Genomic DNA, 25409 nt, shown 5'->3' on the forward strand with positions numbered 1-25409 from the left:
GATGTCGATGCCGCGCTACGATATCGAGCGCTTCGGCACGGCCCCGCGCGCCTCGCCGCGCCAGTCCGACGTGCTGATCGTTGCCGGTACGCTGACCAACAAGATGGCTCCGGCGCTGCGCAAGGTCTACGACCAGATGCCGGAGCCGCGCTACGTCATTTCCATGGGTAGCTGCGCCAATGGCGGCGGCTACTATCACTATTCCTATTCGGTCGTGCGCGGCTGTGACCGCGTGTTGCCGGTGGATATTTACGTTCCGGGCTGCCCGCCCACCGCTGAAGCGCTTCTTTACGGCATCCTGTTGCTGCAAAAGAAAATCCGCCGCACCGGCACCATCGAACGCTAGGGTCAGCCAGAATGGATGAAGTAACCCAGGTCGATCCGCTTGTGGACCTTGGCGAGCATATTGCGCGCGCCATCGGCCCGGCGATCCTGTCGCAGGAAGTCGCTTTTGGCGAGCTGACTCTGACCGCGGAAAAGGACGCAATCGTGGCGATCGCCACGTTCCTGCGCGATGACCCACGCTGCCGCTTTGTCAGTTTCGTCGATGTCTGCGGCGCCGACTATCCGGCGCGCGACGAGCGCTTCGACGTCGTCTACCACTTCATGAGCCCATACCTGAACCAGCGCGTTCGCGTGAAGGTCATGACGGACGATGTCACGCCCGTTCCCAGCATCACCGGCGTGTTCAAGGGCGCTGAATGGTTCGAGCGCGAAGCCTATGATCTCTATGGCATCCTGTTCTCGGGCCATGGCGACCTGCGCCGCATTCTCACCGACTATGGCTTTGACGGTCATCCGCTGCGCAAGGACTTCCCGACCACTGGTTTTGTGGAAGTGCGCTATGACGAAAGCCGCAAGCGCGTCGTCTATGAGCCGGTCAAGCTGATGCAGGAATATCGTTCGTTCGACTATCTGTCGCCCTGGGAAGGTACCGATTACGTGCTCCCCGGTGACGAGAAGGCCAAGCAATGACCGTTGAAGCCGAAGTCCGCAATTTCACGATCAACTTTGGCCCCGTGCACCCGTCGGCGCACGGTGTGCTGCGTCTGATTCTTGAGCTCGACGGCGAAATCGTTGAGCGCGTCGATCCGCATATCGGCCTGCTGCATCGCGGCACCGAGAAGCTGATCGAATCCAAGACCTATCTGCAGGCCGTGCCGTATTTCGACCGCCTCGACTATGTGGCGCCGATGAACCAGGAGCATGCCTTTGCCCTGGCCGTCGAGAAGCTGCTGGGCCTCGAAGTGCCACGCCGTGGGCAGCTCATTCGGGTGCTCTATTCGGAAATCGGACGCCTCCTGGCCCACCTGATGAACGTTACCACCCAGGCCATGGACGTCGGCGCGCTGACGCCGCCGGTCTGGGGCTTTGAGTGGCGCGAAAAGCTGATGATCTTCTATGAGCGCGCTTCCGGCGCGCGCATGCATGCGGCCTATTTCCGTCCCGGCGGCGTGCACCAGGACCTGCCGCAGGCGCTGGTCGACGATATCGAGTCCTTCTGCGGCGAATTCCTGAAATTCCTCGTCGACCTCGATACGCTCCTGACCGAGAAACGCATCTTCAAGCAGCGCAATGTCGATATCGGCGTGGTGAAGCTCGAAGACGCCTGGAATATGGGCTTTTCGGGCGTGATGGTGCGCGGTTCGGGCGCTGCCTGGGACCTGCGCAAGAGCCAGCCCTACGAATGCTATGCCGAGATGGATTTCGACATCCCGATCGGCAAGAATGGCGACTGCTACGACCGCTACCTCATCCGCATGGAAGAGATGAAGCAGTCGACCTACATCATGCAGCAATGCGTGGCCAAGCTGAACGCCGCCGATGGCAAGGGCCCGGTCTCCTCGCTCGACGGCAAGGTCGTTCCGCCCAAGCGCGGCGAGATGAAGAAGTCGATGGAGGCACTCATCCATCACTTCAAGCTCTATACCGAGGGCTACAAGGTCCCCGCTGGTGAGGTCTACGCCGCCGTGGAAGCGCCCAAGGGCGAGTTCGGCGTTTATCTGGTCAGTGACGGCACCAACAAGCCCTATCGCTGCAAGATCCGCGCGCCGGGTTTTGCGCATCTGTCAGCCATGGATTTCCTGTGCCGTGGCCACATGCTGGCCGACGTATCGGCCATCCTTGGCTCGCTCGATATCGTGTTCGGAGAGGTTGATCGCTGATGGTTGCGCGTCGCCTTGCGGATGAGTCGGTTCAACCGGCATCGTTCGCCTTTACCGCTGAAAACGCCAAATGGGCGGAATGGAAGATCGGGCTCTACCCGTCCGGCCGTCAGCAGTCTGCCGTCATCCCGCTGCTCATGCGCGCCCAGGATCAGGACGGCTGGGTCAGCCGCGCCACGATAGAGACGATCGCGGACATGCTGGGCATGGCCTATATCCGCGTGCTGGAAGTGGCGACCTTCTACACTCAGTTCCAGCTGCAGCCTGTCGGCTCGCGTGCCCATATCCAGGTCTGCGGCACGACCCCCTGCATGCTGCGCGGGGCAGAGAAGCTCCTCGATATCTGCAAGTCCAAGATCCACCACGATCCGCACCATCTCAATGCCGATGGCACCATGAGCTGGGAAGAGGTCGAATGCGCCGGCGCCTGCGTCAACGCGCCGATGGTGACGATCTATCACGACACATATGAAGACCTGACGCCCGAGCGTTTCGAGGAAATCGTCGATGCCTTCGCCGCCGGCAATGGCGCGACCATCAAGCCGGGCCCGCAGATCGAGCGGCTCTATTCCTCGGCCGAAGGTGGCCGCACCACGCTGGTGGAAAAGCCCAGCGCCACGCGGACCAAGTTCGTGCCGCCTCCGGCACCCGAAGCTCCGGCTGCACCGGCTCCCGCCGCTGCGGCCCCGGCCGCGACAACGCCAACAACGGCTGGAAAGCCCAAGGACGTGGCAGCGGAAAACGCTCCGGCGCTAAAGGGTACACCGGCAAGCGCCAAGGTTTCCGAGGCCAAGGCCGAAGGCGAGCGCAAGGCAGCCAATGCGTCGGCGAAGGCCAATGGCAAGCCCAACAAGGCAATGCGCGAAGATGCAACGGGCGCCGAGTCCGACGCGGCCAAGGTTGATGGTGGCAAGGCACCGGCTAAGCCGACGGCTACCGAACCGGCTGATGGCGCCGCTGGTACCGGCACCAAGAAGGTGCGCACCATCATCGCGCCCAAGGCGAACCCCAAAGAGGTGAACCCGGCTGCGGAGAAGGGTGGTAGCGCGCCGCTGTTTGCTGCGCCTTCAGGTGCGCCCGACGATCTCAAGCTGATTTCGGGCGTTGGTCCGGTGCTTGAAGGCCGCCTCAACGCGCTTGGCATCACCAAGTGGAGCCAGGTCGCCGCGTTCACGCCCGACGACATCGCCAAGGTCGAGGACTCGCTGAGCTTCAGGGGGCGCGTTTCGCGTGACAACTGGCTGGCTCAGGCCGAAGCTCTCGCCCGGGGTGGCGAGGCCGAATATATCCGCGTCTTCGGCAAGAAGCCGCGTTAGGAGTATGAAGAGTGCTCGCTGACAAGGACCGCATTTTCACCAATCTCTACGGCCAGGGCGACTGGACGCTCGAGGGCGCTCGTTCGCGCGGCGCCTGGGTGGGCACCAAGGAGTTCATCGACGCCGGTCGTGACTGGATCACCAACGAGGTCAAGGCCTCGGGCCTGCGTGGCCGCGGCGGCGCCGGTTGCCCGACTGCGCTCAAATGGACCTTCATGCCCAAGGTCAATGATGGCCGTCCGCATTACCTCCTGGTCAATGCCGACGAGTCCGAGCCTGGCACATGCAAGGACCGGGATATCTTGCGGCATGATCCGCACCATCTGGTAGAAGGCTGCCTGCTTGCTGCCCGCGCCATGGATGCGCATCTGGCCTTCATCTATGTCCGTGGCGAGTTCATCCGCGAGCGCCAACGCCTTGAGGCCGCCGTCGAGCAGGCTTATGAAGCCAAGCTGATCGGCAAGGACAACATCCACGGCTGGGACCTGGACATCATCGTCCACCACGGCGCCGGCGCCTATATCTGCGGCGAAGAAACCGCACTGATGGAATCGCTGGAAGGCAAGAAGGGCCAGCCGCGCCTCAAGCCGCCATTCCCGGCCGGCATGGGCGTCTATGGCAACCCGACGACCGTCAACAACGTCGAGTCGATTGCCGTCGTCCCCGAAATCCTGCGCCGTTCGGGCGCCTGGTTCGCCTCCATCGGCCGCGCCAACAATACCGGCACCAAGCTGATGTGCGTCTCCGGCCACGTGAACAAGCCGGCGACCTTCGAAGAGGCCATGGGCGTCACCTTCGAGGAGATCATCGAGAAGCATTGCGGCGGTATCCGCGGCGGCTGGGATAACCTGCTGGCGGTAATCCCCGGCGGCGCCTCGGTTCCCTGCGTTCCGGGCGAGAAGATCCGTCACGCGGTCATGGATTTCGACGGCCTGCGCGAAGTGGGTTCTTCGCTCGGCACCGCTGCCGTGATCGTCATGGACAAGCAGACCGACATCATCAAGGCCATCTGGCGTCTGTCGGCTTTCTACAAGCATGAGAGCTGCGGCCAGTGCACGCCGTGCCGTGAAGGCACCGGCTGGATGATGCGCGTCATGGAACGCATGGTCGAAGGCCGCGCCCAGAAGCGCGAGATCGACATGTTGTTCGAGGTCACCAAGCAGATCGAGGGCCACACCATCTGCGCGCTTGGCGACGCCGCCGCGTGGCCGATCCAGGGGCTGATCCGCAACTTCCGCCACGTCATCGAAGAGCGGATCGACCAGTATACATATTCGTCCACCAGCGACGGCGCCGTGCCGTCGATCGCGGCGGAGTAGGGCTGATGGCAAATATCAAAGTCGACGGCGTACTCGTCGAAGTCCCGGACTACTACACGCTGATGCAGGCGGCCGAGGCAGCGGGCGCCGAGATTCCGCGCTTCTGCTACCACGAGCGCCTGTCGGTGGCCGGCAACTGCCGCATGTGCCTGGTCGAGGTGAAAGGTGGCCCACCCAAGCCGCAGGCCAGCTGCGCCATGGCGGTCAAGGACCTGCGTCCCGGCCCCAATGGCGAGCCGCCCGAAATGTTCACCAACACGCCGATGGTCAAGAAGGCCCGCGAGGGCGTGATGGAATTCCTGCTGATCAACCACCCGCTCGATTGCCCGATCTGCGATCAGGGCGGCGAATGCGATCTGCAGGACCAGGCCATGGCCTATGGCGTGGACAAGAACCGCTTCGCCGAGAACAAGCGCGCCGTCGAGGACAAGTATATTGGCCCGCTGGTCAAGACCTCGATGAACCGCTGCATCCACTGCACGCGTTGCGTCCGCTTCACCACCGAAGTCGCCGGCATTGCCGAGATGGGGCTGTTGGGTCGTGGCGAGGATGCCGAGATCACCACCTATCTCGAGCAGGCGCTGACCAGCGAGCTGCAGGGCAACGTCATCGACCTCTGCCCGGTCGGCGCGCTGACCAGCAAGCCTTATGCTTTCAACGCCCGTCCGTGGGAATTGACCAAGACCGAATCCATCGACGTGATGGATGCGGTAGGCTCCAATATCCGCGTTGATAGCCGCGGCCGCGAAGTGATGCGCATCCTGCCGCGCATCAACGAGGCCATCAACGAAGAGTGGATTTCCGACAAGACCCGCTTCATCTGGGACGGCCTCAAGAGCCAACGGCTCGACCGCCCCTATGTGCGCAAGTCCGGCAAGCTGCAACCTGTAAGCTGGGACGAGGCACTCGCTGCCGTCGCGGCGCGCATGAAGAAGGCCGGCAACAAGGTCGGCGCGATCGCCGGTGACCTGGCCGCTGTCGAAGAGATGTACGCGCTCAAGGCCCTGCTGGCTTCGGTCGGCTCTGGCATGACCGACGTGCGTCCGGCCATGTCGGGCATCGACCCGTCCATGCCGCGCTCGGCCTATATCTTTAACCCGACCATTGCGGGCATCGAGCAGGCCGACGCCATCGTCATCATTGGCGCCAATCCGCGCCGGGAAGCGTCGCTCGTCAACGCACGCATCCGCAAGACCTGGCGCGCCAAGGGCCTGCCGATCGCCGTCATCGGCGAAAAGGCTGACCTGACCTATGCCTACAGCTATCTCGGCGAAGGCTTCGAGTCGCTGGCCGACCTGGCCGCCGGCAAGGGCTCATTCGGCGAAATCCTGGCCAACGCGAAGAATCCGCTGATCATCGTCGGCGAAGGAGCTGTGTCGCATGCGACGCTGGGCAAGCAGGCCGGCCGCGACACCATTGCCCTGGCCGCCAAGCTGGCGACCGGCCCCAATGTGGCAGAAGGCTGGAACGGCTTCGCGCTACTGCACAATGCGGCCAGCCGCGTCGGCGGCATCGACATCGGCTTCGTGCCGCATGACGGTGGCGTCTGCTCGGCCGACCAGATCGGCCTGGCCGGCAAGGGCGAGCTCGATGTGCTGTTCCTGCTCGGCGCCGATGAATACGACACCTCTGCCATGGGCAAGGCCTTCGTCGTTTATATCGGCAGCCACGGCGATGCAGGTGCGCACCGCGCCGACGTCATCCTACCGGGCGCGACCTACACCGAAAAGTCCGGCACTTATGTCAATACCGAGGGCCGCGTCCAGGTGACCAACCGCGCCGTGTTCCCGCCGGGTGATGCCAAGGAAGACTGGTCGATCATCCGCGCCCTGTCGGGTGCTCTTGGCAAGCCGCTACCGTTCAATTCGCTGACGCAGCTCCGCGCTGCCATCTATGCGGAATTCCCGCATCTGGCCCGCATCGACCAGATCGCGCCCGGTTCGGTCGCCGATATTGCCAAGCTCGCCAAGGCAGCCATCAAGACCAAGTCGGCGCCATACGGCTCGGCCGTCAAGGACTTCTATCTCAGCAATCCGATCGCCCGCGCCTCCGCCGTCATGGGCGAATGCGCCGCCACGGCCGCCGGCCTGCGCCAGGCCGCGGAGTAGGGGAGAACAATGGACTTTATTCTCTCCGCACTAGACTACCTGCTCGGCATCCCGGTCCTTGGCTGGGGCGTGCAGGTTGGCCTGATCTACAAGGCCCTGCTGTTGCTGGTTGGCCTGCTGATCTTCACCGCCTTCATCCTGCTGGCGGACCGCAAGATCTGGGCCGCCGTGCAATTGCGCCGTGGCCCCAACGTCGTGGGTCCGTTCGGCCTGCTGCAGAGCTTCGCCGACCTGCTGAAATTTGCCCTCAAGGAAGCCGTCATTCCGGGCGGCGCCGACAAGGTGCTGTTCCTGCTGGCGCCATTGATCACGGCGACGCTGGCGCTGGCCGGCTGGGCCGTCATCCCGGTGGACGCTGGCCTTGCCATCGGCAATGTCAATCTGGGCATCCTCTACCTGCTGGCGATCTCATCGCTCGGCGTCTATGGCGTCATCATCGGCGGCTGGGCGTCCAACTCGAAGTATCCGTTCCTCGGTTCGCTTCGTTCCGCCGCCCAGATGGTGTCCTACGAAGTCTCCATCGGCCTCGTCATCATCACCGTCCTGCTCTGCGTCGGTTCGCTGAACCTGCAGGATATCGTCGTCGCACAGCAGGAAATGGGCCTTGCCCATACCCTGGGCGTGCCGTGGCTATCGTTCCTCAACTGGTTCTGGCTGCCGCTGTTCCCGATGTTCGTGGTGTTCTACATCTCGGCCCTCGCCGAGACGAACCGCCCGCCATTCGACCTGGTGGAAGGCGAATCCGAGCTGGTTGCCGGCTTCATGACCGAATATTCGGCCACGCCCTACCTGCTGTTCATGCTGGGCGAGTACATTTCGATCCTACTCATGTGCGCCATGACCACCATCCTGTTCCTGGGTGGCTGGGCCTCGCCGATCGATCTGCCGCCCTTCACCTGGATTCCGGGCCTCGTCTGGTTCTTCATCAAGGTGAGCATGGTGTTCTTCATGTTCGCCATGGCCAAGGCCATCGTGCCGCGCTACCGCTATGACCAGTTGATGCGCATTGGCTGGAAGCTGTTCCTGCCGCTGTCGCTGGCCATGGTCATCATTGTTGCATTCGTTCTTCAGCTCACCGGCTGGGGCTGGCATGGAGGGATGGCCTGATGCGCGCCACCCAGTTCGTCAACACGCTACTGCTCACCGAGCTGGTAAAGGCCTTTGGCCTGACCATGCGGTATTTCTTCTCGCCGCGGCCGACCATCAACTACCCCTTCGAAAAGGGGCATGTCAGCCCGCGTTTCCGCGGTGAACATGCTTTGCGTCGCTATCCCAACGGGGAAGAGCGCTGCATCGCCTGCAAGCTGTGCGAAGCCATCTGCCCGGCCCAGGCCATCACCATCGAAGCCGGCCCGCGCCAGAATGACGGCACTCGCCGCACGGTGCGCTATGACATCGACATGGTGAAGTGCATCTATTGCGGTTTCTGCCAGGAAGCCTGCCCGGTCGACGCCATCGTCGAGGGCCCGAACTTCGAATTCGCAACCGAAACGCGTGAAGAGCTCTACTTCTCCAAGGAAAAGCTCCTCGCCAACGGCGACCGTTGGGAGCGTGAAATCGCAGCCAACCTCAGCGCCGACGCGCCGTATCGCTGAGAGGGAAGAGCCAATGACCCTTCCACTATTCTTCTTCTATCTGTTCTCGGCGATTGCCATCGTGTCGGCCGTGATGGTCATTTCGGCGCGCAATCCGGTGCATGCCGTGCTGTTCCTGATCCTGGCCTTCTTCAACGCCTCTGGCCTGTTCATGCTGGCCGGGGCCGAGTTCCTGGCGCTGCTGCTGATCGTGGTCTATGTGGGCGCCGTGGCCGTGCTGTTCCTGTTCGTGGTCATGATGCTCGACGTGGATTTCACGTCGATGCGCAGCGGCTTCCTGCAATATGCCCCAGTCGGCGTCGTCGTCGGACTCGTGCTGCTGCTCGAACTGCTGCTGCTCGCGGGGAGCTTCGTCATCTCGCCTGAGGCGGCCTCGGGGTCGGCGCTGCCGATCGACGGCACGGTCGACAACATGACCGCGATCGGGCTGGTGCTCTATACGCGCTATATCTTCCTGTTCCAGGGGGCGGGCGCCGTGTTGCTGGTCGCCATGATCGGCGCCATCGTGCTGACCCTGCGTCACAAGAGCAACGTCAAGCGCCAGAACCCGATCGATCAGGTCGCTCGTCGGGCTTCGGAAACGCTGCAAGTCGTCAAAGTCAAAAGCGGTCAAGGGTTGTAGGAGGCAAACATGGGCTTGGGTATCGGGCTCGGTCACTACCTGACCGTAGCAGCAATCCTGTTCACGCTCGGCGTGTTCGGCATCTTCATCAACCGCAAGAACGTCATCGTCATCCTGATGTCGGTCGAGCTGATCCTCCTGGCGGTGAACCTCAACATGGTGGCGTTCAGTGCCGCGCTCAACGATCTGCAGGGGCAGATATTCGCGCTGCTGATCCTGACCGTCGCCGCCGCCGAGGCCGCCATCGGCCTTGCCATCCTTGTCATTTTCTACCGCAACCGCGGCTCCATCGCGGTTGAGGACATCAGCAGCATGAAGGGCTAAGCCACCGCTATGATCTATCAGGCGATTGTTTTCCTGCCCCTCATCGGTGCGCTGATCGCGGGGCTGCTGGGCCGTACCATCGGTCACCGCCCCAGCGAATATCTGACCACGGGCCTGCTGATCATCTCAGCCGTGCTGAGCTGGGTCGTCTTCCTGCCGGTCGCCTTTGGCGGCGGGCTGGTGGGCGCTGAAGTGGTCGACCACACAGCCGTGGTCAAAGTGGAAGTCATGCGCTGGATTCAGGTCGGCGACATGGACCTGCGCTGGGTGCTGCGCATCGATACGCTGACCGCCGTCATGCTGGTGGTGGTCAACACGGTCTCGAGCCTCGTGCACGTCTATTCCATCGGCTACATGGCCGATGATCCGCACCGTAACCGCTTCTTCGCCTACCTGTCGCTCTTCACCTTCGCCATGCTGATGCTGGTGACGGCCGACAACTTCCTGCAGATGTTCTTCGGCTGGGAAGGCGTAGGCCTGGCGTCCTACCTGCTGATCGGCTTCTGGTACACGCGCCCTTCGGCAACGGCCGCCGCGATGAAGGCCTTCATCGTCAACCGTGTCGGCGACTTCGGCTTCGCCCTCGGCATCTTTGGCGCCTTCATGGTGCTCGGTCACGCCGATTTCGACGGCGCCTTCCATGCTGCCGGCGAGTTCTCGACCACTGGCCTGCCGGTCATGCAGTTCCTCGGGTGGCAGCTCGATGCCATGACCGTTATCTGCCTGCTGCTGTTCATGGGCGCCATGGGCAAGTCGGCGCAGTTCCTGCTGCACACCTGGCTGCCGGACGCCATGGAAGGCCCGACCCCTGTGTCGGCTCTCATCCATGCCGCGACCATGGTGACTGCGGGCGTGTTCATGGTGGCTCGCCTGTCGCCGCTGTTCGAGACCTCACCCTTTGCCCTCACCGTCGTGCTGGTCATCGGCGCCATCACCGCCTTCTTCGCTGCCACGGTTGGCCTGGTGCAGAACGACATCAAACGCGTCATCGCCTATTCGACCTGTTCGCAGCTCGGCTACATGTTCGTGGCGCTCGGGGCAGGGGCCTATTCGGCCGGCATCTTCCACCTGTTCACCCACGCCTTCTTCAAGGCGCTACTGTTCCTGGGCGCCGGCGCGGTCATCCACGCCATGCACCATGAGCAGGACATGCGGAACATGGGCGGCCTGCGCAAGAAGATCCCCATCACCTATGCGATGATGATGATCGGCACGCTGGCGCTGACCGGCGTCGGTATTCCCGGCACGGAATGGCTCGGCTTTGCCGGCTTCTTCTCCAAGGACTCCATCATCGAGGCGGCCTATGCCGTCGGCGGCAATACTGGCATGTTCGCCTTCTGGATGCTGGTCGTCGCGGCGCTGTTCACCAGCTTCTACTCGTGGCGCCTGATCCACCTGACCTTCCACGGCTCGCCGCGCCCGGCACCGCATGGCCACGACGACCACGCGCATGACGATCACGCGGCTCACGACGACCACGGCCACGATGATCACCATCACGGCTCGGCCTATGACCACGCCCATGAAGCGCCCAACGTCATGCTGGTGCCGCTCTATGTGCTGGCAGTCGGTGCGGTGCTGGCCGGTGCGGTATTCTACGGCATGTTCTTCCACGACGTGGCGCATATCGAGCACTTCTTCGCCGGCTCGCTCGTCGTTGATCACGAGATCATCGAGGCCGCCCATCACGTGCCCCTCTGGGTCAAGTGGAGCGCGACCGTCGCCATGATCATCGGCTTCGTGACCGCCTATGTCATGTATATCCGCCGTCCGGACCTGCCGGGCAAGCTGGCGGCTACCAATCCGGGGCTTTACCAGTTCCTGCTCAACAAGTGGTACTTCGACGAGCTGTACAACTTCATCTTCGTCAAGCCGGCTTTGTGGATCGGACGCGCCTTCTGGAAGGGCTTCGATGACTGGCTGATTGATGACAAGCTCACCGAGGGTCTTGTCCGCCGGGTGCAGAACGTGACCGCCTGGGTCACCAAGCTCCAGTCGGGCTATGTCTACCACTATGCCTTCGCCATGCTGATTGGCGTCGCGGCGCTGTTGACCTGGGCCATTGCGGCCGGGGGACTGATCTGATGAACTTCTCCAATACCATTCTCACAGTCCTCACCTGGCTGCCCTTCGTCGGCGCCATCGTGCTGCTGTTCACGCCCAAGACTTCGCTCAATGCCATCCGCTGGATGGCGCTGATCGTGACCATTGTCGTGTTCGCGCTGTCGCTGGCCATGTGGCAGACCTTCGATCCGTCCGACCCGGGCTTCCAGTTCGTGGTCAACTACGCCTGGATCGGCGACACGATCGGCTATCGCGTCGGCGTCGACGGCATCTCCGTGCTGTTCGTGGTACTGACGGCGCTGCTGATGCCCTTTGCCATCCTCGCCAGCTGGGAAAGCATCGAGACCAAGGTCAAGGAATACATGATCGTATTCCTGATCCTCGAGACGCTGATGATCGGCGTGTTCACCACGCTCGACCTGGCCATGTTCTATGTGTTCTTCGAAGGCACGCTGCTGCCGATGTTCCTGATCATCGGCATCTGGGGCGGTTCGGCTCGCATCCAGGCTAGCTACAAGTTCTTCTTCTATACCTTCATCGGCTCGGTGCTGATGTTGCTGGCCATCATGGCCATGTACTGGAATGGCGGCACGACCGACATTTCCAAGCTCCTGACCCATGAATTCCCCGAATCCTGGCAGCCCTGGCTGTGGTGGGCGTTCTTCGCCTCGCTCGCCGTCAAGATGCCGATGTGGCCGTTCCATCGCTGGCTGCCGGAAGCGCACGTGCAGGCGCCAACGGCCGGCTCGGTGATCCTGGCCGCAATCCTGCTGAAACTGGGCGGCTACGGCTTCCTGCGCTTCAGCCTGCCCATGTTCCCCGATGCCTCGGCACAGTTCGCCAACATCATCTTCTTCCTCTCCGTCGCCGCCATCATCGTGACCTCACTGGTTGCCCTGGTGCAGACCGATATCAAGAAGCTGATCGCCTATTCGTCAGTGGCCCACATGGGCTTTGTGACCATGGGCATCTTTGCCGGCAACGCGCTGGGCATCCAGGGCGCCATGTTCCAGATGATCTCTCACGGCATTGTCTCGGGCGCGCTCTTCCTTTGCGTCGGCGTCATCTATGACCGCATGCATACCCGCGATATCGAGGCCTATGGTGGCCTCGTCGAGCGCATGCCGCGCTATGCCTTTGCCTTCATGGTCTTCACCATGGCCAATGTCGGCCTGCCCGGCACGTCCGGCTTCGTCGGCGAATTCCTGACCATGATCGGTGTGTTCCAGGTCAATACCTGGGCCGCCTTCGGCGCCGCTTTCGGCGTGATCTTCTCAGCCGGCTACGCGCTCTGGCTCTATCGCCGGGTGATCTTCGGCGCACTGACCAAGGACAGCCTCAAGGGCATCCTCGATCTCGACCTGCGCGAAAAGATCATCCTTTATCCCCTGATCGTGCTGACCATCGTGTTCGGCTTCTACCCCGCCCCGATCCTCGACACGACCGCCGCTGCCGTCGACAACCTCGTCTCGCATTATGCAACCTCGGTCGGCCTCGACCCGGCTGTGTCGCTGGCCGATGCCCAGGCGCCGCTGGAACATGCCGAACCGGTTGCCGCCGAAGGCGAGCACGCTACTGAAGAGCCGGCCGCCGAACCGGCTGCCCACTAGGAGAGTCCCGTGAACTCAGACGTTATCGATTTCGCGAGCCTGGCTCCTGCCTATCCGGAAATGCTCCTGGCCATAGGCGCCGTTGTGCTGCTCGTGGTGGGCGTGGTCATCAACAAGGAACGCTCGATCCTTGTGTCTTACGCCTCGGTGCTGCTGCTGCTCGCAGTGGCTGCACTGATCCTGTTTGCACCAGCAGAAGGCGTGCTGTTCAACGGCGTCTTCATCGCCGACAGTTTCGCCCGCTTTATGAAGGCGCTTGTGCTGGGCGGCTCGGCCTTCTCGCTGCTGCTGGCGCTGCCCCATGCGGAGGAGCAGGGCACCCACAAGTTCGAATATGCCATCCTGGTGCTCCTCGCGACGCTGGGCATGATGGCCATGGTGTCGGCCAACGACCTGATGAGCCTTTATGTCGGCCTCGAGCTGCAGTCGCTGTCGCTCTATGTTCTCGCCGCCATCAAGCGCGACGATGGCAAGGCGACCGAAGCCGGCCTCAAGTATTTCGTGCTGGGCGCCCTCAGCTCCGGCATGCTGCTCTATGGCGCGTCGCTGATCTATGGTTTTACCGGCCATACCAATCTTCAGGAAATCGTGCTCGCCATTGCCAATGAAGGTCGCTCGATCGGCCTGATCTTCGGCGTGGTCTTCCTGCTCGCCGGCATTGCCTTCAAGATCTCCGCCGTGCCGTTCCACATGTGGACGCCCGACGTCTATGAAGGCGCGCCGACCCCGGTGACCGCCTTCTTCGCCATGGGCCCCAAAGTGGCGGCCATGGCCCTGATGGTCCGGCTGGTGATGGATACCTTCCAGGGTATTGCCCACGACTGGCAGCAGATCGTCATCTTCCTGTCCATCGCTTCCATGGTTCTCGCCGCCTTCGCCGCCATCGGCCAGAAGTCGATCAAGCGCCTCATCGCCTATTCCTCGATCGGCCATGTCGGTTTCGCGCTGGTCAGCCTGTCCTCGGGCACGCAGGTCGGCGTCGAAGGCGTCGCCATCTACATGGCCATCTATGTAGCGATGACGGTGGGGCTGTTCGCCTGCATCCTGTCACTGCGCACCGAGGCTGGCTTTGTCGAGAACATTGATGATCTTCGCGGCGCCGCCCAGGCCCGGCCGTTCGTCGCGGCCATCATGGCGATCATCATGTTCTCGCTGATCGGCATGCCGCCGCTGGCCGGGTTTTTCGCCAAGTGGCACGCCTTCCTGGCCGCGATCGACGCGCAGCTCTACGTGCTGGCGGTCATCGGCGTGCTGGCTTCGGCGGTCAGCGCCTTCTACTATCTCCGGGTCGTGAAGGTGATGTATTTCGACGAGCCCGTCGCCAAATTCGAGGCCGTGCCGGCCGAACTCAATATCATCATGGCGGTCAGCGGCTTCCTGGTTGTCACCTACTACTTCACCGTCGGCAGTCCCTTGGCCACCTTCGCCCATACTGCCGCCGGAAGCCTGTTCTAGGTGACAAGCTTCGCCCTCGGGCCAACAGCGCGCGCGGCCGGATACCGGCTGCGCGGCTATGACAGCATCGGGTCGACCAATTCCGAGGCTATCGAGGCGGCCACCGCTGGCGACCCGGGCGGCATCTGGTTTGCGGCGCGCCAGCAGACCTCGGGCAGGGGGCGTCGCGGTCGTCAATGGGAGAGCCCGCACGGCAATCTCGCTGCCACGCTCTTGATAGTTCCGGAGACCGCGCCCACCCTGGCGGCAACGCTGGGCTTTGTCGCCGGTGTGTCCCTCAATCGTGCGCTGTCCAGCATCCTCCCGAACGGCTTGGTCAAGATCGGCATCGACGGAGCCGACGCGATTGGCGGTCATTCCCGCATCGCGCTCAAGTGGCCCAATGATGTGCTGGCCGATGGCGCCAAGCTCGCCGGCATCCTGCTCGAGGCCAGTAAGCTCCCGGACGGCCGCCATGCGGTAGCCATCGGCTTCGGCGTCAATGTGGTGGCCGCGCCGCAGGGGCTGCCATACCCGGCCACCAGCCTGGCCGACCTCGGCGTTGTCAGAGCCGCCGAGGATGTGTTCGAGGCGTTGAGCGATGCCTGGGTCGAAACCTTCGGCCTCTGGAACGACGGCCGCGGTATTGGCGACGTGCTCAAGCACTGGCGCGCTTCCGCCGCCGGCATCGGCGCACCAGTGGCCGTCAACCAGCACGGCGACATCGTGCGCGGGATTTTTGAAACGATCGACGACGACGGACGATTGATCATCCGCGCCGACGACAACCGTCGCATCGCGATTACCGCGGGCGACGTGCATTTTGGGGCAACGGCCAGCGCCCGAAGCTGACCACAAACTACTGCGCAGGCGACCGGCGACCAAAGATCGCTCCGGCGCTGCGCTCGAAAGGACTGAACTGACCCATGGCTAAAAACCAAAGGGATGAACTCGTCTTCGTGCCGCTCGGCGGCGTCGGCGAAATCGGCATGAATATGGGCGCCTATGGCTTTGGCCCCGAGCGCTCGCGCAAGTGGATCGTGGTCGATTGCGGCGTGACCTTCGGCGGGCCCGACCTGCCGGGCATCGAGCTGATCATGGCCAACCCCGAATTCCTCGAAGAACGCGCCGACGACGTGCTGGCGCTGATCCTCACCCACTCCCACGAAGACCATTATGGCGCCGTGCTCGACCTCTGGCCGGGCTTTGAAAAGCCCGTCTTCTGCACCCCGTTCACGGCGGCAATGCTGGCTGCCAAGCGGGCAGGGGATGGCATTGTTGAAAACGTCGACATCACCATCATGCGTCCGGGCAAGCCTTTCGAGATCGGCCCCTTCACTATCGAGGCGATCAACGTCGCCCACTCGATCCCTGAATCCAATGCGCTGCTGATCTCGACGCCGATCGGGCGGGTGCTGCATACCGGCGACTGGAAGCTTGACCCGACGCCGGTAGGCAACGCCCCCACCGACGTGGCGCGCCTGCAGAAGATCGGCGAAGACCGTTCCACGCCGCTCGCCCTGATCTGCGACTCCACCAACGCGCTCAAGGACGGCGAGAGCCCAAGCGAGGCTGAGGTGGCCGCCAATCTGGCAGCGATGATCGCCGAGGCGCCCAATCGCGTCGCCGTCACCACCTTCGCGTCAAATGTCGGTCGCGTCATCTCTATCGTTCGTGCCGCCGAGAAGGCAGGACGCCAGGTGGTGATGTCGGGCCGCTCGCTGCATCGCATCACCGGCATCGCCCGTGAACTGGGCATGCTCGAAGGCCTGCCGCCCCTGCTCGACCAGGACGCCTACAAGACCATTGCCCGCAACAAGATCGTGCTGATCTGCACCGGCAGCCAGGGCGAGGCGCGCGCCGCCATCGCCCGCATCGCGCGCGGCGAACATCCGGTCATCGATCTCAATGCCGGCGACCGCATGATCTTCTCGTCCTGGGCCATTCCCGGTAACGAGCGCGAAGTCATCGATATCCAGAATATGCTGATCGACAAGGGCGTCGAAGTCATCACCGCCAATGATGGTCTCGTCCACGTGACCGGCCACCCCCGCCGTGAAGAACTCCGTCGGCTTTACGACTGGGTCAAACCCGAGGTGCTGGTACCGGTTCACGGCGAAGCCGTGCACCTCACGGCCCATGCCAAGCTTGGCCGCGAATCCGGCATTCCCAACGTCATCGACACGCGCAACGGCGACCTGGTGCGGCTGTTCCCAGAACCCCTGGCCTTCCCGGCCGAGGTGCGCACCGGCGAACTCTATCTCGATGGCCTCGTGCTCTGCACACCCGAAGAATCCGGCGTCAAAGGTCGCCGCCGGTTGTCTTTTGGCGGCCACGTCGTGGTCAGCCTCTGCGTCAATGGTGGCGGCCAGGTCGTTTCGGGCCCCGATCTCGTCATCGAGGGCCTGCCCGAGACCGAAGACGAGTCGCTGAGTGAACTGGTCGAGGACACCGTTGCCGGCGTGCTCAAATCCATGCCGCCCAAGCGACGCAGCGATACCGAAGTGCTGAACTCGGCCCTGTTCAAAGCCATCCGCAACGAGGTCAACGCCTATTGGGGCCGCAAGCCAAACGTCTCGGTTTTCGTGCACCGGGTATAGCGGCGACGTGCCTCACCAATAGCCTCATCCCGAGCCTGTCGAAGGATGGGGCGTGGCACTATACTGTCCCGGCCTCGTGGTGCGCCAAGTGCACCACGAGGCCGACCAACGCTCGGCCGCTTGTGGCTGCAGGATGTGTTTTATGCAGATCGGCTCCATCATTGCCGTCTTCTTCGTCATCTGGTGGCTGACCTTTGTCGCCGTGCTGCCCATCGGCAATCGCAGCCAGCATGAGGCGGGAGAAGTCGTCGCCGGTACCGAGCCGGGCGCACCGGTTACGCCGCGCCTGCTGCGCAAGGCCCTGATCGCGACCGGTCTGGCCGTTGCCCTTACGGCGCTACTGCTCTGGGGCCTCACCAACGAGACGCTGCACCACTACTGGAACCGTTGAACCGCCACCAAGCGGGATAGTCGCGAAGTCGGTCAGGCTGGAAACCCTTAGCGCTTCCGCTTCACCTTGCTGATGGCATGCGCATGCGCCATTTCGAGCGCCGCCTGCAGATCATCTTGGGTCGCCGCCGCCAGGCGAGCAGTCGTCCAGCCTTGGCGTCCCCACGCATTATCCACCGGGGTGAACACGTCAGGGGCAAGCTGGCATTTGAATTCCTGCTCGTCCGGCGTGAACTTGAAATTGGCCGTTTGACCAGCGGCATCCAGTGTCACGAAAATACGGTCCACCCTGAATGCGGCACGGTCGAAATGGGGTGCCTCGGTGGTTCCGGGTAGGGCGAGCGCCATGCGTCTGAGATCGGCTCCGTCAGCCATGTGCCAAGGCCTCCTGAATGCCTATTTGGGCATTACCTTCGCCAGCAGAAACAAAAAAGCGGGGCACATGGCCCCGCTAAAAGAGTTTGTTCGACAATACGTTGGTCTTAGGCACGCTACTGAAGCGGCTGCCAACGCTCCTCCCTTGACGTTGTCGACGTCCGGCGGTTTTGGACCGCCTTTGCGTTATTGCGAGGGACCCTAACAACAAGATTTCGCCCTGTCACGCAGATTCTGCATGCCTTCCATGCTTGCATCAGATGGACGAGTAGGATTTGAGTGGGCATCAACAAAAGCCTTGAGTCGACGGCCGTTTTCGGGAGTTCACATGCGCCTGTCTCGCTACTTTTTGCCGGTGCTGCGCGACGTTCCCAAGGAAGCAGAAATCGTCTCGCACCGCCTGATGCTGCGTGCCGGCATGATCCGCCAGCAAGCCTCCGGCCTCTATTCCTGGCTGCCGCTGGGCTACAAGGTGCTGATGAAGGTGCAGCGCATCATCGAGGAGGAGCAGAACCGCTCCGGCGCGATCGAATTGCTGATGCCCACCATCCAGTCTGCCGACCTCTGGCGCGAATCCGGCCGCTACGACGCCTATGGCAAGGAAATGCTGCGCATCGAGGATCGGCACGAGCGCGAGTTCCTCTATGGTCCCACCAATGAGGAGATGATCACCGACATCTTCCGGACCTATGTGAAATCCTACAAAGACCTGCCGCTGAACCTTTACCACATCCAGTGGAAGTTCCGTGACGAGGTGCGTCCGCGCTTCGGCACCATGCGCAGCCGCGAATTCCTGATGAAGGATGCTTATTCCTTCGACCTCACCAAGGAAGCAGCCGTAAAGGCCTACGAGCGCATGTTCGTGGCCTACCTGCGCACCTATGCCCGCATGGGCCTGACTGCCATTCCGATGCGCGCCGATACCGGGCCCATCGGCGGCGATCTCAGCCACGAATTCATCATCCTTGCCGATACCGGTGAGAGCGCTGTGTTCTGCCATCGCGACCTGCTGGACAAGCCCATCCCCGGCAAGGACACCGACTTCCGCGGCGACCTGAAGCCGATCGTCGACGACTGGACCTCGCTCTATGCCGCGACCGAGGAAATGGTCGATCATGCCGACTATGAAGCCGCCGTTCCCGAGGACAAGCGGGTTTCTGCGCGCGGCATCGAAGTCGGCCATATTTTCTACTTCGGCACCAAGTATTCCGAACCCATGAAGGCCAGCGTCACCGGCCAGGATGGCAAGGAAACCATCGTGCATATGGGCTCTTACGGCATCGGCCTGACCCGCGTGGTGCCCGCCATCATCGAGGCCAGCCATGACGATGCCGGCATCATCTGGCCGGTTTCGGTGGCCCCCTTCGAGGCCGTACTGATCAACCTCAAGGCCGGCGATGCGGCCTGCGACGTGGCCTGCAACAAACTCTATGACGAGTTGACGGCAGCCGGCCTCGACATGCTCTATGACGATCGCGACCAGGGCGCCGGTGCCAAGTTCACCACCGCCGACCTTATCGGCATCCCCTACCAGATCATCCTGGGCCCCCGCGGCCTGGCTGCCGGCGAAGCCGAAATCAAGCACCGCAAGACCGGCGAGCGCGAGACCCTGCCGATCGCCGACGCCGTTGCACGCCTCAAGGGCCTCATCGAACCGCAGCGAAAGACCGACATTTGACCGATACGGCGCCGCCTCTGCTGAACAAGGGCACGCGCGCCTTTTCGCGCTTTGAGTGGATGATCGCGGGGCGCTACCTTCGCGCCCGCCGCAAGGAGGCGTTCATCTCGGTGATCGCCAGCCTCACCATGGTCGGCGTGGCCATCGGCGTTGCCACGCTCATCGTCGTCATGTCGGTGATGAACGGCTTCCGCGCCGAGCTGCTGACCAAGATCCTGGGCCTCAACGGCCACTTCACCGCCTATCCGATCGAACGCGAATTCACCGACTACAAGGAGACGGTGGCCGCGCTCGAGCAGGTCGATGGCGTGAGCTTTGCGGTCTATTTCGTCGAAGGCCAGGTTTTGGCCTCGGGGAAGGGCAATTCCACCGGCGTCACCGTGCGCGGCATGGACGAGGAAAATCTCAAGAAGCTCCAGTTGCTCTACAACAGCGCCGATCAGGGCGGCTGGGATCAGTGGGACGAGGGCAAGGGCGTGGCCATCGGCTACCGGCTGGCCCAGACGCTGGGCGTATCCATTGGCGACCAGGTGCAGATCATCAATCCCGATGGAGCGATGACGCCTTTTGGCTCTACGCCGCAGATCCGGTCCTATCCGGTCAACGTCATCTTCGACCTCGGCATGGTCGAGTTCGACAGCTTCTTCATGTACATGCCGCTCGAGCCGGCACAGGACTATTTCAACCTGATCGAGGAAGTGCTGAAACCCGGCATGGAGCCGCCGGCCACGGGCCCCCTCGACCCGCCGCCCACCAATGTGGAAATCGAGGCAGCCTATGACAAGATCGGCCAGGCCAGCGCCGCCGAGATCTTCATCGACGACCCCGACAATACCAAGGTTATGCGCGAGCGCCTGCAGGCGAACCCGTCGAGCCGGCCGCTGATCCTGACCGATTGGCAGCAGCGCAACGAGACCTTCTTCTCGGCGCTGCAGGTGGAGCGCGTGGTGATGTTCACCATCCTCTCGATGATCATCCTGGTGGCCGCGTTCAACATCATCTCCAGCCTCATCATGCTGGTGAAGGACAAGGGCTCCGACATCGCGGTTCTGCGCACCATGGGCGCCACGCGCGGCTCGATCATGCGGATATTCTCCATCACCGGCACCACGATTGGTGTCGTCGGCACGCTGAGCGGGGTAGCTCTCGGCCTGGTCGTGGCGGCAAATGCCGAGACGCTGCGGGCCTTCGTGTCCAACACCCTGGGCGTGGCCATCTTCCCGCCCGAAATATTCTTCCTGTCATCGCTGCCCTCCAAGACCGATCCGGTCGAGGTCGCCGTGGTCGTGTGCCTGGCCCTGGGCCTGAGCTTCCTCGCCACGCTCTATCCGGCCTGGCGTGCCGCCCAATATGATCCGGTCGAGGCCCTGCGCTATGAATGAGCCGCATCTGGTTCTCACCGACGTCCACCGGCATTACGGCCAGGGCGACAAGATCATCCGCGTGCTGGACGCAGCAAACCTGACCGTCCATAGCGGCGAGCTGGTTGCCCTGGTTGCGCCCTCGGGGGCCGGCAAATCAACCCTGCTGCACATTTCAGGTCTGTTGGAGAGCCCACAGGGCGGCGAGGTCGCCATCATGGGCATCCCGACAAGCAGGCTGGGTGATCGCGGGCGCACGCAGCTGCGCCGCTCCACGGTGGGCTACGTCTACCAGTTCCACCACCTGCTGCCAGAATTCACTGCTCTCGAAAACGTCTCAATGCCCCAGCTGATTGCCGGCAAGTCGCCGGCCGAGGCCGACAAGCGCTCGCTGGAACTGCTTGACCTGCTGGGCGTCGCCCCGCGCGCCAGCCATCGCCCGGCCGAACTGTCGGGCGGCGAACAGCAACGCATTGCCATTGCCCGCGCCGCGGCCAATCATCCCAAGGTCATCCTGGCCGACGAGCCGACCGGCAATCTCGATCCGGAAACCAGCGACCTGGTCTTCGCCGCGCTGGCCAACCTGATCAAGAACGAGGGAGCTGCCGCCCTCATCGCCACTCACAACCACGACCTGGCCCGGCGGGCCGATCGCATCGTTACACTTAAGGGCGGGCTGGTCGTCGATCACACTTTGTGATTGAACCCCGTGGGCGCATAGTGAGTTCTCCCTGCTCAAGGAGAACGGCAATGACCCTGCTGATGATCATTGGGACCATGGCGATCGTGGCGGCGCTGACCATGCATGGCAGCAGCCGCAGGCACCACTAGAGCGCCTCGGAGATAGCCTTGGCCAACGATGCCAGTTCGGCATCATCGGCCTTGCCGCCCGCATGCGCGGCCAGCGGCGTGCCCTCGTAAACCGGAATGACGTGGAAATGCAGATGGAACACCGTCTGCCCCGCCGGCGCCTCGTTGAACTGGGCCAACCGAATGCCGTCCGCATTGGTCGCCCGTTTCACGGCATTGGCGACCTTCTGCACCAGGGGCATCACGGCTGCCAGCGCGGCGGGATCGGCATCGAGCAGGTTGCGTGACGGCGCCTTGGGGACGACCAGTGTGTGGCCGCGCGATTGCGGGAAGATGTCCATCATCACCAGGGCACTGTCATCCTCATACACCTTGTGCGCGGGGATCTCGCTGCGCAGGATCTTGCCGAAAATGTTGGATGGGTCGTAGCTCATGGTTCACTCCGCCGGCTGCAGGTCGTCCGGGCGGCCTCTCTGGAAGAATCGGAAACGGAAATAGTTCAGCACCGCCAGCCCGGTCAGGGTGACGGGGACATAGCGGAAGTCGCGGCGGATCATGAACAGCGCGACACTCACCGCAGTCTCGGCGCTCATGGCGCCCTTGCCCATGGCCGAGGTGAACGACGACGGCACGATATGCCGGTAGATCAGGGCGTCCGACCGATAGTATTCCCGGGCGCGCAGCGCAAAAGCCCGCTTGGAGGCTGAATAGGCCTTGAGCTCGTCCATGCCCATATCGCCATGGAATTCGACTTCTGAACCCAGTGCCCAGACCTCGGGCGGGGCCAGCCGCGTCTTGCCCAGGTCGGTGAAAAGCTCGGTGAGTTCGCGGAAGGTGACGTTGTTGGCGTTCCAGCAGTCGTCGGTCTTGGCGCCATGCGACAGCACCAGGACATCCGCCCGCTCCAGCTTCTCACGCATCGCTGCATGGTCCCCCGGCGCAAAATCCACACCGGACTTGGCAGTCTCCACGATCCCGCCCAGTGCCCTGAGCTTTTCGACCATGGCCGAACCGAAGGCGCCGCTGGCGCCGGTTACCAGGAACCGGCGTCCCTCGATCTGACAGCTGGTGCCGGCAACCAGATCGAACACATTGGCGAAGGAGGAGAAGAAGTTGTGGGGATAGACGTGGTGCATGGCGTGGTAGTTGTTGTCCACCCAAAGCCGGCCCTGCTGGCCGCCCACCCGGTCCATCGACATGTGGTTGTAGTCGAGCCCTTCCTCCCGCAGCGTCATCACCAACATGATTGTCCGGATGACGAGGACGGCGACCACGGGCGGCCACGGGAATACCAGCAGAAACGCCAGCGTTCCAGCTATCGAGGTCAGATATTCAGGCAGGATGTGAAACCAGATATTGGCCCGCGCATAGGCCGGGTTGATCTGCATATCGAGCCCAAGAAACTTGTGGTGCACCCAATGCCAGGACGAGAAGGTCCGCAGCAGCGGGATCGTCGACCGCTCCCACCGGTGCAGAATCCAATGCAGCGCGTCGAACAGGGCCGTGGACACCACGAAGGCGAGGGCTGCCTGCAGCAGGAAGACAATTATATCCCAGATCATATTGCCTACTTAACGGGGAAGCACCGGCGGGGGAAGTGACGATCGCGCTACGGCTCAGCTGTCCGTCCGCTCGCCCTTGCGGAAGGGAGTGAACTGCTCGAGCAGCTCCTGGTTCTCCTCGACCGCGGCGCGCTCCCGCTCCAGGAAATCGGCGACCGCATCGCGCAGGCCTGGATGGGCAATCCAGTGCACCGAATAGGTGGTCGCCGGCGCATAGCCGCGGGCCAGCTTGTGCTCGCCCTGCGCGCCGGCCTCCACCACATCCAGCTTATGGGCAATCGCATAGTCGATTGCTTGATAGTAGCAGAGTTCGAAATGCAGGAACGGCACCTCGCGCGTACAGCCCCAGTTGCGGCCGAAGATGCGGTCCTTGCCGACGAAGTTGATGGCGCCCGCAATGGCCTCGGGACCATCATAGGCCAGCATCAGCACGATCCGGTCGGCCATCGTGGCATTGAGCCGCGAGAAGAACTCGCGGTTGAGATAGGGCCGACCCCATTTGCGGGCCCCGGTATCCTCATAGAACGCGTAGAAGGCGTCCCAGTGTTCCTCGCGCAGGTCCGCGCCCGATAGCCACTTGACCGTCAGCCCGTCCGCCAGTGCATCGCGCCGCTCCCTGCGGATGGTCTTGCGCTTGCGCGAGGACAGCGTCTCAAGAAAATCGTCGAAGCTGGCAAAGCCTTCATTGTGCCAGTGAAACTGCGTGTCGAAACGTTTGAGCCAGCCATCCGATTCGATTTCGTCGGCCTCGGCGCCGGGCACAAAGGTGGCATGGACCGACGAAGCGTTGCGCTGGATGGCCAGTTGCTGCGCGGTCGACAACAGGGCCTGTTTGATCGCGGGATCGCCTGATGGCACCAACAGCTTGGGCGCCGTCACCGGAGTGAACGGTACCGAGCATTGCAGCTTGGGATAATAGCTGCCGCCGGCCCGCTCCAGGGCATTGGCCCAGCCATGGTCGAAGACATACTCGCCCATGGAATGGGACTTGAGGAACAGCGGCATCAGCCCCAGCGGCTGGCCGCTGTCGTCGCTGAGCAGAATGTGCTGCGGCTGCCAGCCGGTGCGCTTGGTCGCGCAGCCGGAATCCTCCAGGGCCGCGAAGAATGCGTGATCGAGAAAGGGATTATCCGTCAGTCCGCCGGTCGACGGGACAAGCGAATTCCACACGGCCGCGGGGATGCTGGCCGTGCTGGGATGAATGGTGGCGCGAAGGGTCGGCTGGTCAGCCAAGGCAAGTCCCGGCAGCGGTCAACAGGTCTGGTAGAAATAGGATGGTTCGCCCGGGATTGTAAGGTTCGAGCGCCAAGGTCACGCCACCTTGGGCGCAAATCCTTCGAACACCACCTGATCCGACAATGCGAATGCAGCATCGGCTTCCGCCTGCGATCGGATGGTCCAGGCCGTCACCGGCTTTCCCAGGGCCCGCCAGAACACGATGGCAGGAAGGTTGAGGGCATCCTTGGCGCAGGAGATGAAATCGAACTGCGTCTCATGCCAGTGCAGGAGGTGGCGCAGGGTGTAGCGCTGTTCGGCAGTGAGGGTGCTGCTCTCGCTCTCATCGGCGTAGTCATAGGTAATGATGCCGCGTTGACCGGCAAAACCAAATTGGCGGACCGCCGTCAACAGGTGCGGATCGAACGACTCGATGGTCACCGGCCCTTCATAGGTCTTGAGGGCTTCGGCCACCGACCGCGCCAGCAACTGCGTACCGGTCGTATCACGCTGGTGCTTGAGCTCGATCTGCAGCAGCGTCCGGCCGGCGATCTGGGCCAGGAAATCGGTGAACCGCTGTGGGCAGTCGCCCGCGGCACTGTCCAGGAGCCGGGAAGAGGTAATGTCGCTCACCGCGCGATCGGCGATGGCACCGGGCTTTCCCAGCAGGCGCTCGGTGACGTCGTCGTGAAAGACAACCGGCACGCCGTCGCTGCTGAGCTGGATGTCGCATTCGATGGCATAACCGCCGGCAATGGCGGCCTCGAAGGCGCTGGCGCTGTTTTCGATAACGCCCTTGGCACGGTCATGCAGCCCGCGATGGGCGATCGGATTTGGAAACAGGGGTTCGGTCATGGCGGC

Annotated in this window: 24 protein-coding genes; 19 read left to right on the forward strand and 5 right to left on the reverse strand. The window is 62.8% G+C overall.

The window, feature by feature from the left end:
* The 16 genes from nuoB to IH615_RS03265 all read left to right on the forward strand — a co-directional run.
* Window positions 1-346: NADH-quinone oxidoreductase subunit NuoB (gene nuoB / locus IH615_RS03190; RefSeq protein ID WP_291359747.1), on the forward strand; the 346-nt coding region annotated here is incomplete at its 5' end.
* An 11-nt stretch (window positions 347-357) separates the two neighbouring features.
* The gene (locus IH615_RS03195) at window positions 358-975 is read left to right on the forward strand and encodes an NADH-quinone oxidoreductase subunit C (protein ID WP_291359748.1); all 618 of its coding nucleotides are present in this window, start codon (window positions 358-360) and stop codon (window positions 973-975) included.
* Window positions 972-2165: an NADH-quinone oxidoreductase subunit D gene (locus IH615_RS03200; RefSeq protein WP_291359749.1), complete on the forward strand. Its 1194-nt coding sequence runs from the start codon at window positions 972-974 to the stop codon at window positions 2163-2165. The genes IH615_RS03195 and IH615_RS03200 overlap by 4 nt, the downstream gene beginning before the upstream one ends.
* The gene (gene nuoE, locus IH615_RS03205; RefSeq protein WP_291359751.1) at window positions 2165-3481 is read left to right on the forward strand and encodes an NADH-quinone oxidoreductase subunit NuoE; all 1317 of its coding nucleotides are present in this window, start codon (window positions 2165-2167) and stop codon (window positions 3479-3481) included. The genes IH615_RS03200 and nuoE overlap by 1 nt, the downstream gene beginning before the upstream one ends.
* 11 nt (window positions 3482-3492) lie before the next feature.
* The gene (gene nuoF / locus IH615_RS03210) at window positions 3493-4800 is read left to right on the forward strand and encodes an NADH-quinone oxidoreductase subunit NuoF (protein WP_291359753.1); all 1308 of its coding nucleotides are present in this window, start codon (window positions 3493-3495) and stop codon (window positions 4798-4800) included.
* Window positions 4801-4805: 5 nt separating this feature from the next.
* Window positions 4806-6908 carry an NADH-quinone oxidoreductase subunit NuoG gene (gene nuoG / locus IH615_RS03215; RefSeq protein WP_291359755.1) on the forward strand — a complete coding sequence of 701 codons (2103 nt, stop codon included), beginning with the start codon at window positions 4806-4808 and terminating at the stop codon, window positions 6906-6908.
* Window positions 6909-6917: 9 nt separating this feature from the next.
* The gene (gene nuoH, locus IH615_RS03220; RefSeq protein ID WP_291359757.1) at window positions 6918-8015 is read left to right on the forward strand and encodes an NADH-quinone oxidoreductase subunit NuoH; all 1098 of its coding nucleotides are present in this window, start codon (window positions 6918-6920) and stop codon (window positions 8013-8015) included.
* A complete protein-coding gene (gene nuoI / locus IH615_RS03225) occupies window positions 8015-8503 on the forward strand; it encodes an NADH-quinone oxidoreductase subunit NuoI (protein WP_291359759.1) in 489 nt (162 codons plus the stop codon). Before nuoH ends, nuoI begins: the two co-directional genes overlap by 1 nt.
* 13 nt (window positions 8504-8516) lie before the next feature.
* Window positions 8517-9125 carry an NADH-quinone oxidoreductase subunit J gene (locus IH615_RS03230; protein WP_291359761.1) on the forward strand — a complete coding sequence of 203 codons (609 nt, stop codon included), beginning with the start codon at window positions 8517-8519 and terminating at the stop codon, window positions 9123-9125.
* 15 nt (window positions 9126-9140) lie between these two features.
* Entirely contained in the window at window positions 9141-9449 is a 309-nt protein-coding gene (gene nuoK / locus IH615_RS03235; RefSeq protein WP_291359837.1) for an NADH-quinone oxidoreductase subunit NuoK, read from the forward strand.
* Window positions 9450-9458: 9 nt separating this feature from the next.
* On the forward strand, window positions 9459-11534 hold the full coding sequence (nuoL, locus tag IH615_RS03240; RefSeq protein ID WP_291359762.1) for an NADH-quinone oxidoreductase subunit L: 2076 nt from the start codon (window positions 9459-9461) through the stop codon (window positions 11532-11534).
* Window positions 11534-13123: an NADH-quinone oxidoreductase subunit M gene (locus IH615_RS03245; RefSeq protein ID WP_291359763.1), complete on the forward strand. Its 1590-nt coding sequence runs from the start codon at window positions 11534-11536 to the stop codon at window positions 13121-13123. The genes nuoL and IH615_RS03245 overlap by 1 nt, the downstream gene beginning before the upstream one ends.
* Window positions 13124-13132: 9 nt before the next feature.
* Complete coding sequence (gene nuoN, locus IH615_RS03250; RefSeq protein WP_291359765.1) at window positions 13133-14578, forward strand: NADH-quinone oxidoreductase subunit NuoN; 1446 nt, start codon at window positions 13133-13135, stop codon at window positions 14576-14578.
* A complete protein-coding gene (locus IH615_RS03255; protein ID WP_291359766.1) occupies window positions 14579-15409 on the forward strand; it encodes a biotin--[acetyl-CoA-carboxylase] ligase in 831 nt (276 codons plus the stop codon). It begins immediately after the preceding gene.
* A 74-nt stretch (window positions 15410-15483) separates the two neighbouring features.
* Entirely contained in the window at window positions 15484-17157 is a 1674-nt protein-coding gene (locus tag IH615_RS03260; protein ID WP_291359767.1) for a ribonuclease J, read from the forward strand.
* Window positions 17158-17299: 142 nt separating this feature from the next.
* Window positions 17300-17548 (forward strand): DUF1467 family protein, encoded by a 249-nt coding sequence (locus IH615_RS03265; protein ID WP_291359768.1) that lies wholly within the window; start codon window positions 17300-17302, stop codon window positions 17546-17548.
* Between the two features lie 47 nt (window positions 17549-17595).
* Here IH615_RS03265 and IH615_RS03270 read toward each other — a convergent pair whose 3' ends face one another.
* Window positions 17596-17922: an MmcQ/YjbR family DNA-binding protein gene (locus IH615_RS03270; protein ID WP_291359770.1), complete on the reverse strand. Its 327-nt coding sequence runs from the start codon at window positions 17920-17922 to the stop codon at window positions 17596-17598.
* A gap of 328 nt (window positions 17923-18250) precedes the next feature.
* Between IH615_RS03270 and proS the strand changes: the two genes are divergently transcribed.
* The 3 genes from proS to IH615_RS03285 are packed head-to-tail and all read left to right on the forward strand — an operon-like array spanning window position 18251 to window position 21661.
* Window positions 18251-19600: a proline--tRNA ligase gene (proS, locus tag IH615_RS03275; protein ID WP_291359772.1), complete on the forward strand. Its 1350-nt coding sequence runs from the start codon at window positions 18251-18253 to the stop codon at window positions 19598-19600.
* A 59-nt stretch (window positions 19601-19659) separates the two neighbouring features.
* Window positions 19660-20982: an ABC transporter permease gene (locus IH615_RS03280; protein WP_291359839.1), complete on the forward strand. Its 1323-nt coding sequence runs from the start codon at window positions 19660-19662 to the stop codon at window positions 20980-20982.
* Window positions 20975-21661, forward strand: a complete 687-nt coding sequence (locus IH615_RS03285) for an ABC transporter ATP-binding protein (protein ID WP_291359773.1) — start codon at window positions 20975-20977, stop codon at window positions 21659-21661. The genes IH615_RS03280 and IH615_RS03285 overlap by 8 nt, the downstream gene beginning before the upstream one ends.
* 127 nt (window positions 21662-21788) lie before the next feature.
* Here the strand turns inward: IH615_RS03285 and IH615_RS03290 are convergent, their stop codons facing one another.
* The 4 genes from IH615_RS03290 to IH615_RS03305 form a co-directional block, all read right to left on the reverse strand.
* Window positions 21789-22205 (reverse strand): HIT family protein, encoded by a 417-nt coding sequence (locus IH615_RS03290; RefSeq protein WP_291359775.1) that lies wholly within the window; start codon window positions 22203-22205, stop codon window positions 21789-21791.
* A gap of 3 nt (window positions 22206-22208) precedes the next feature.
* On the reverse strand, window positions 22209-23333 hold the full coding sequence (locus IH615_RS03295) for a hypothetical protein (RefSeq protein ID WP_291359776.1): 1125 nt from the start codon (window positions 23331-23333) through the stop codon (window positions 22209-22211).
* Between the two features lie 54 nt (window positions 23334-23387).
* The gene (locus IH615_RS03300) at window positions 23388-24515 is read right to left on the reverse strand and encodes a GNAT family N-acetyltransferase (protein WP_291359841.1); all 1128 of its coding nucleotides are present in this window, start codon (window positions 24513-24515) and stop codon (window positions 23388-23390) included.
* Window positions 24516-24644: 129 nt separating this feature from the next.
* Window positions 24645-25403, reverse strand: coding sequence for a glycerophosphodiester phosphodiesterase family protein (locus IH615_RS03305; RefSeq protein ID WP_291359777.1), 759 nt, complete (start codon window positions 25401-25403; stop codon window positions 24645-24647).
* Between the last annotated feature and the right edge of the window lie 6 nt (window positions 25404-25409).

Source organism: Devosia sp. (assembly GCF_014860165.1).
Lineage (GTDB): Bacteria > Pseudomonadota > Alphaproteobacteria > Rhizobiales > Devosiaceae > Devosia.

Coding starts and splice junctions, on each gene's coding strand:
- IH615_RS03245 (WP_291359763.1), top strand. CDS start 11,534: ATGAACTTCTCCAATACCATTCTCACAGTCCTCACCTGGCTGCCCTTC.
- IH615_RS03285 (WP_291359773.1), top strand. CDS start 20,975: ATGAATGAGCCGCATCTGGTTCTCACCGACGTCCACCGGCATTACGGC.
- IH615_RS03290 (WP_291359775.1), bottom strand. CDS start 22,205: ATGAGCTACGACCCATCCAACATTTTCGGCAAGATCCTGCGCAGCGAG.
- IH615_RS03195 (WP_291359748.1), top strand. CDS start 358: ATGGATGAAGTAACCCAGGTCGATCCGCTTGTGGACCTTGGCGAGCAT.
- nuoE (WP_291359751.1), top strand. CDS start 2,165: ATGGTTGCGCGTCGCCTTGCGGATGAGTCGGTTCAACCGGCATCGTTC.
- IH615_RS03230 (WP_291359761.1), top strand. CDS start 8,517: ATGACCCTTCCACTATTCTTCTTCTATCTGTTCTCGGCGATTGCCATC.
- proS (WP_291359772.1), top strand. CDS start 18,251: ATGCGCCTGTCTCGCTACTTTTTGCCGGTGCTGCGCGACGTTCCCAAG.
- IH615_RS03260 (WP_291359767.1), top strand. CDS start 15,484: ATGGCTAAAAACCAAAGGGATGAACTCGTCTTCGTGCCGCTCGGCGGC.
- IH615_RS03265 (WP_291359768.1), top strand. CDS start 17,300: ATGCAGATCGGCTCCATCATTGCCGTCTTCTTCGTCATCTGGTGGCTG.
- nuoH (WP_291359757.1), top strand. CDS start 6,918: ATGGACTTTATTCTCTCCGCACTAGACTACCTGCTCGGCATCCCGGTC.
- nuoG (WP_291359755.1), top strand. CDS start 4,806: ATGGCAAATATCAAAGTCGACGGCGTACTCGTCGAAGTCCCGGACTAC.
- IH615_RS03200 (WP_291359749.1), top strand. CDS start 972: ATGACCGTTGAAGCCGAAGTCCGCAATTTCACGATCAACTTTGGCCCC.
- IH615_RS03295 (WP_291359776.1), bottom strand. CDS start 23,333: ATGATCTGGGATATAATTGTCTTCCTGCTGCAGGCAGCCCTCGCCTTC.
- IH615_RS03270 (WP_291359770.1), bottom strand. CDS start 17,922: ATGGCTGACGGAGCCGATCTCAGACGCATGGCGCTCGCCCTACCCGGA.
- IH615_RS03280 (WP_291359839.1), top strand. CDS start 19,660: ATGATCGCGGGGCGCTACCTTCGCGCCCGCCGCAAGGAGGCGTTCATC.
- IH615_RS03305 (WP_291359777.1), bottom strand. CDS start 25,403: ATGACCGAACCCCTGTTTCCAAATCCGATCGCCCATCGCGGGCTGCAT.
- nuoL (WP_291359762.1), top strand. CDS start 9,459: ATGATCTATCAGGCGATTGTTTTCCTGCCCCTCATCGGTGCGCTGATC.
- nuoI (WP_291359759.1), top strand. CDS start 8,015: ATGCGCGCCACCCAGTTCGTCAACACGCTACTGCTCACCGAGCTGGTA.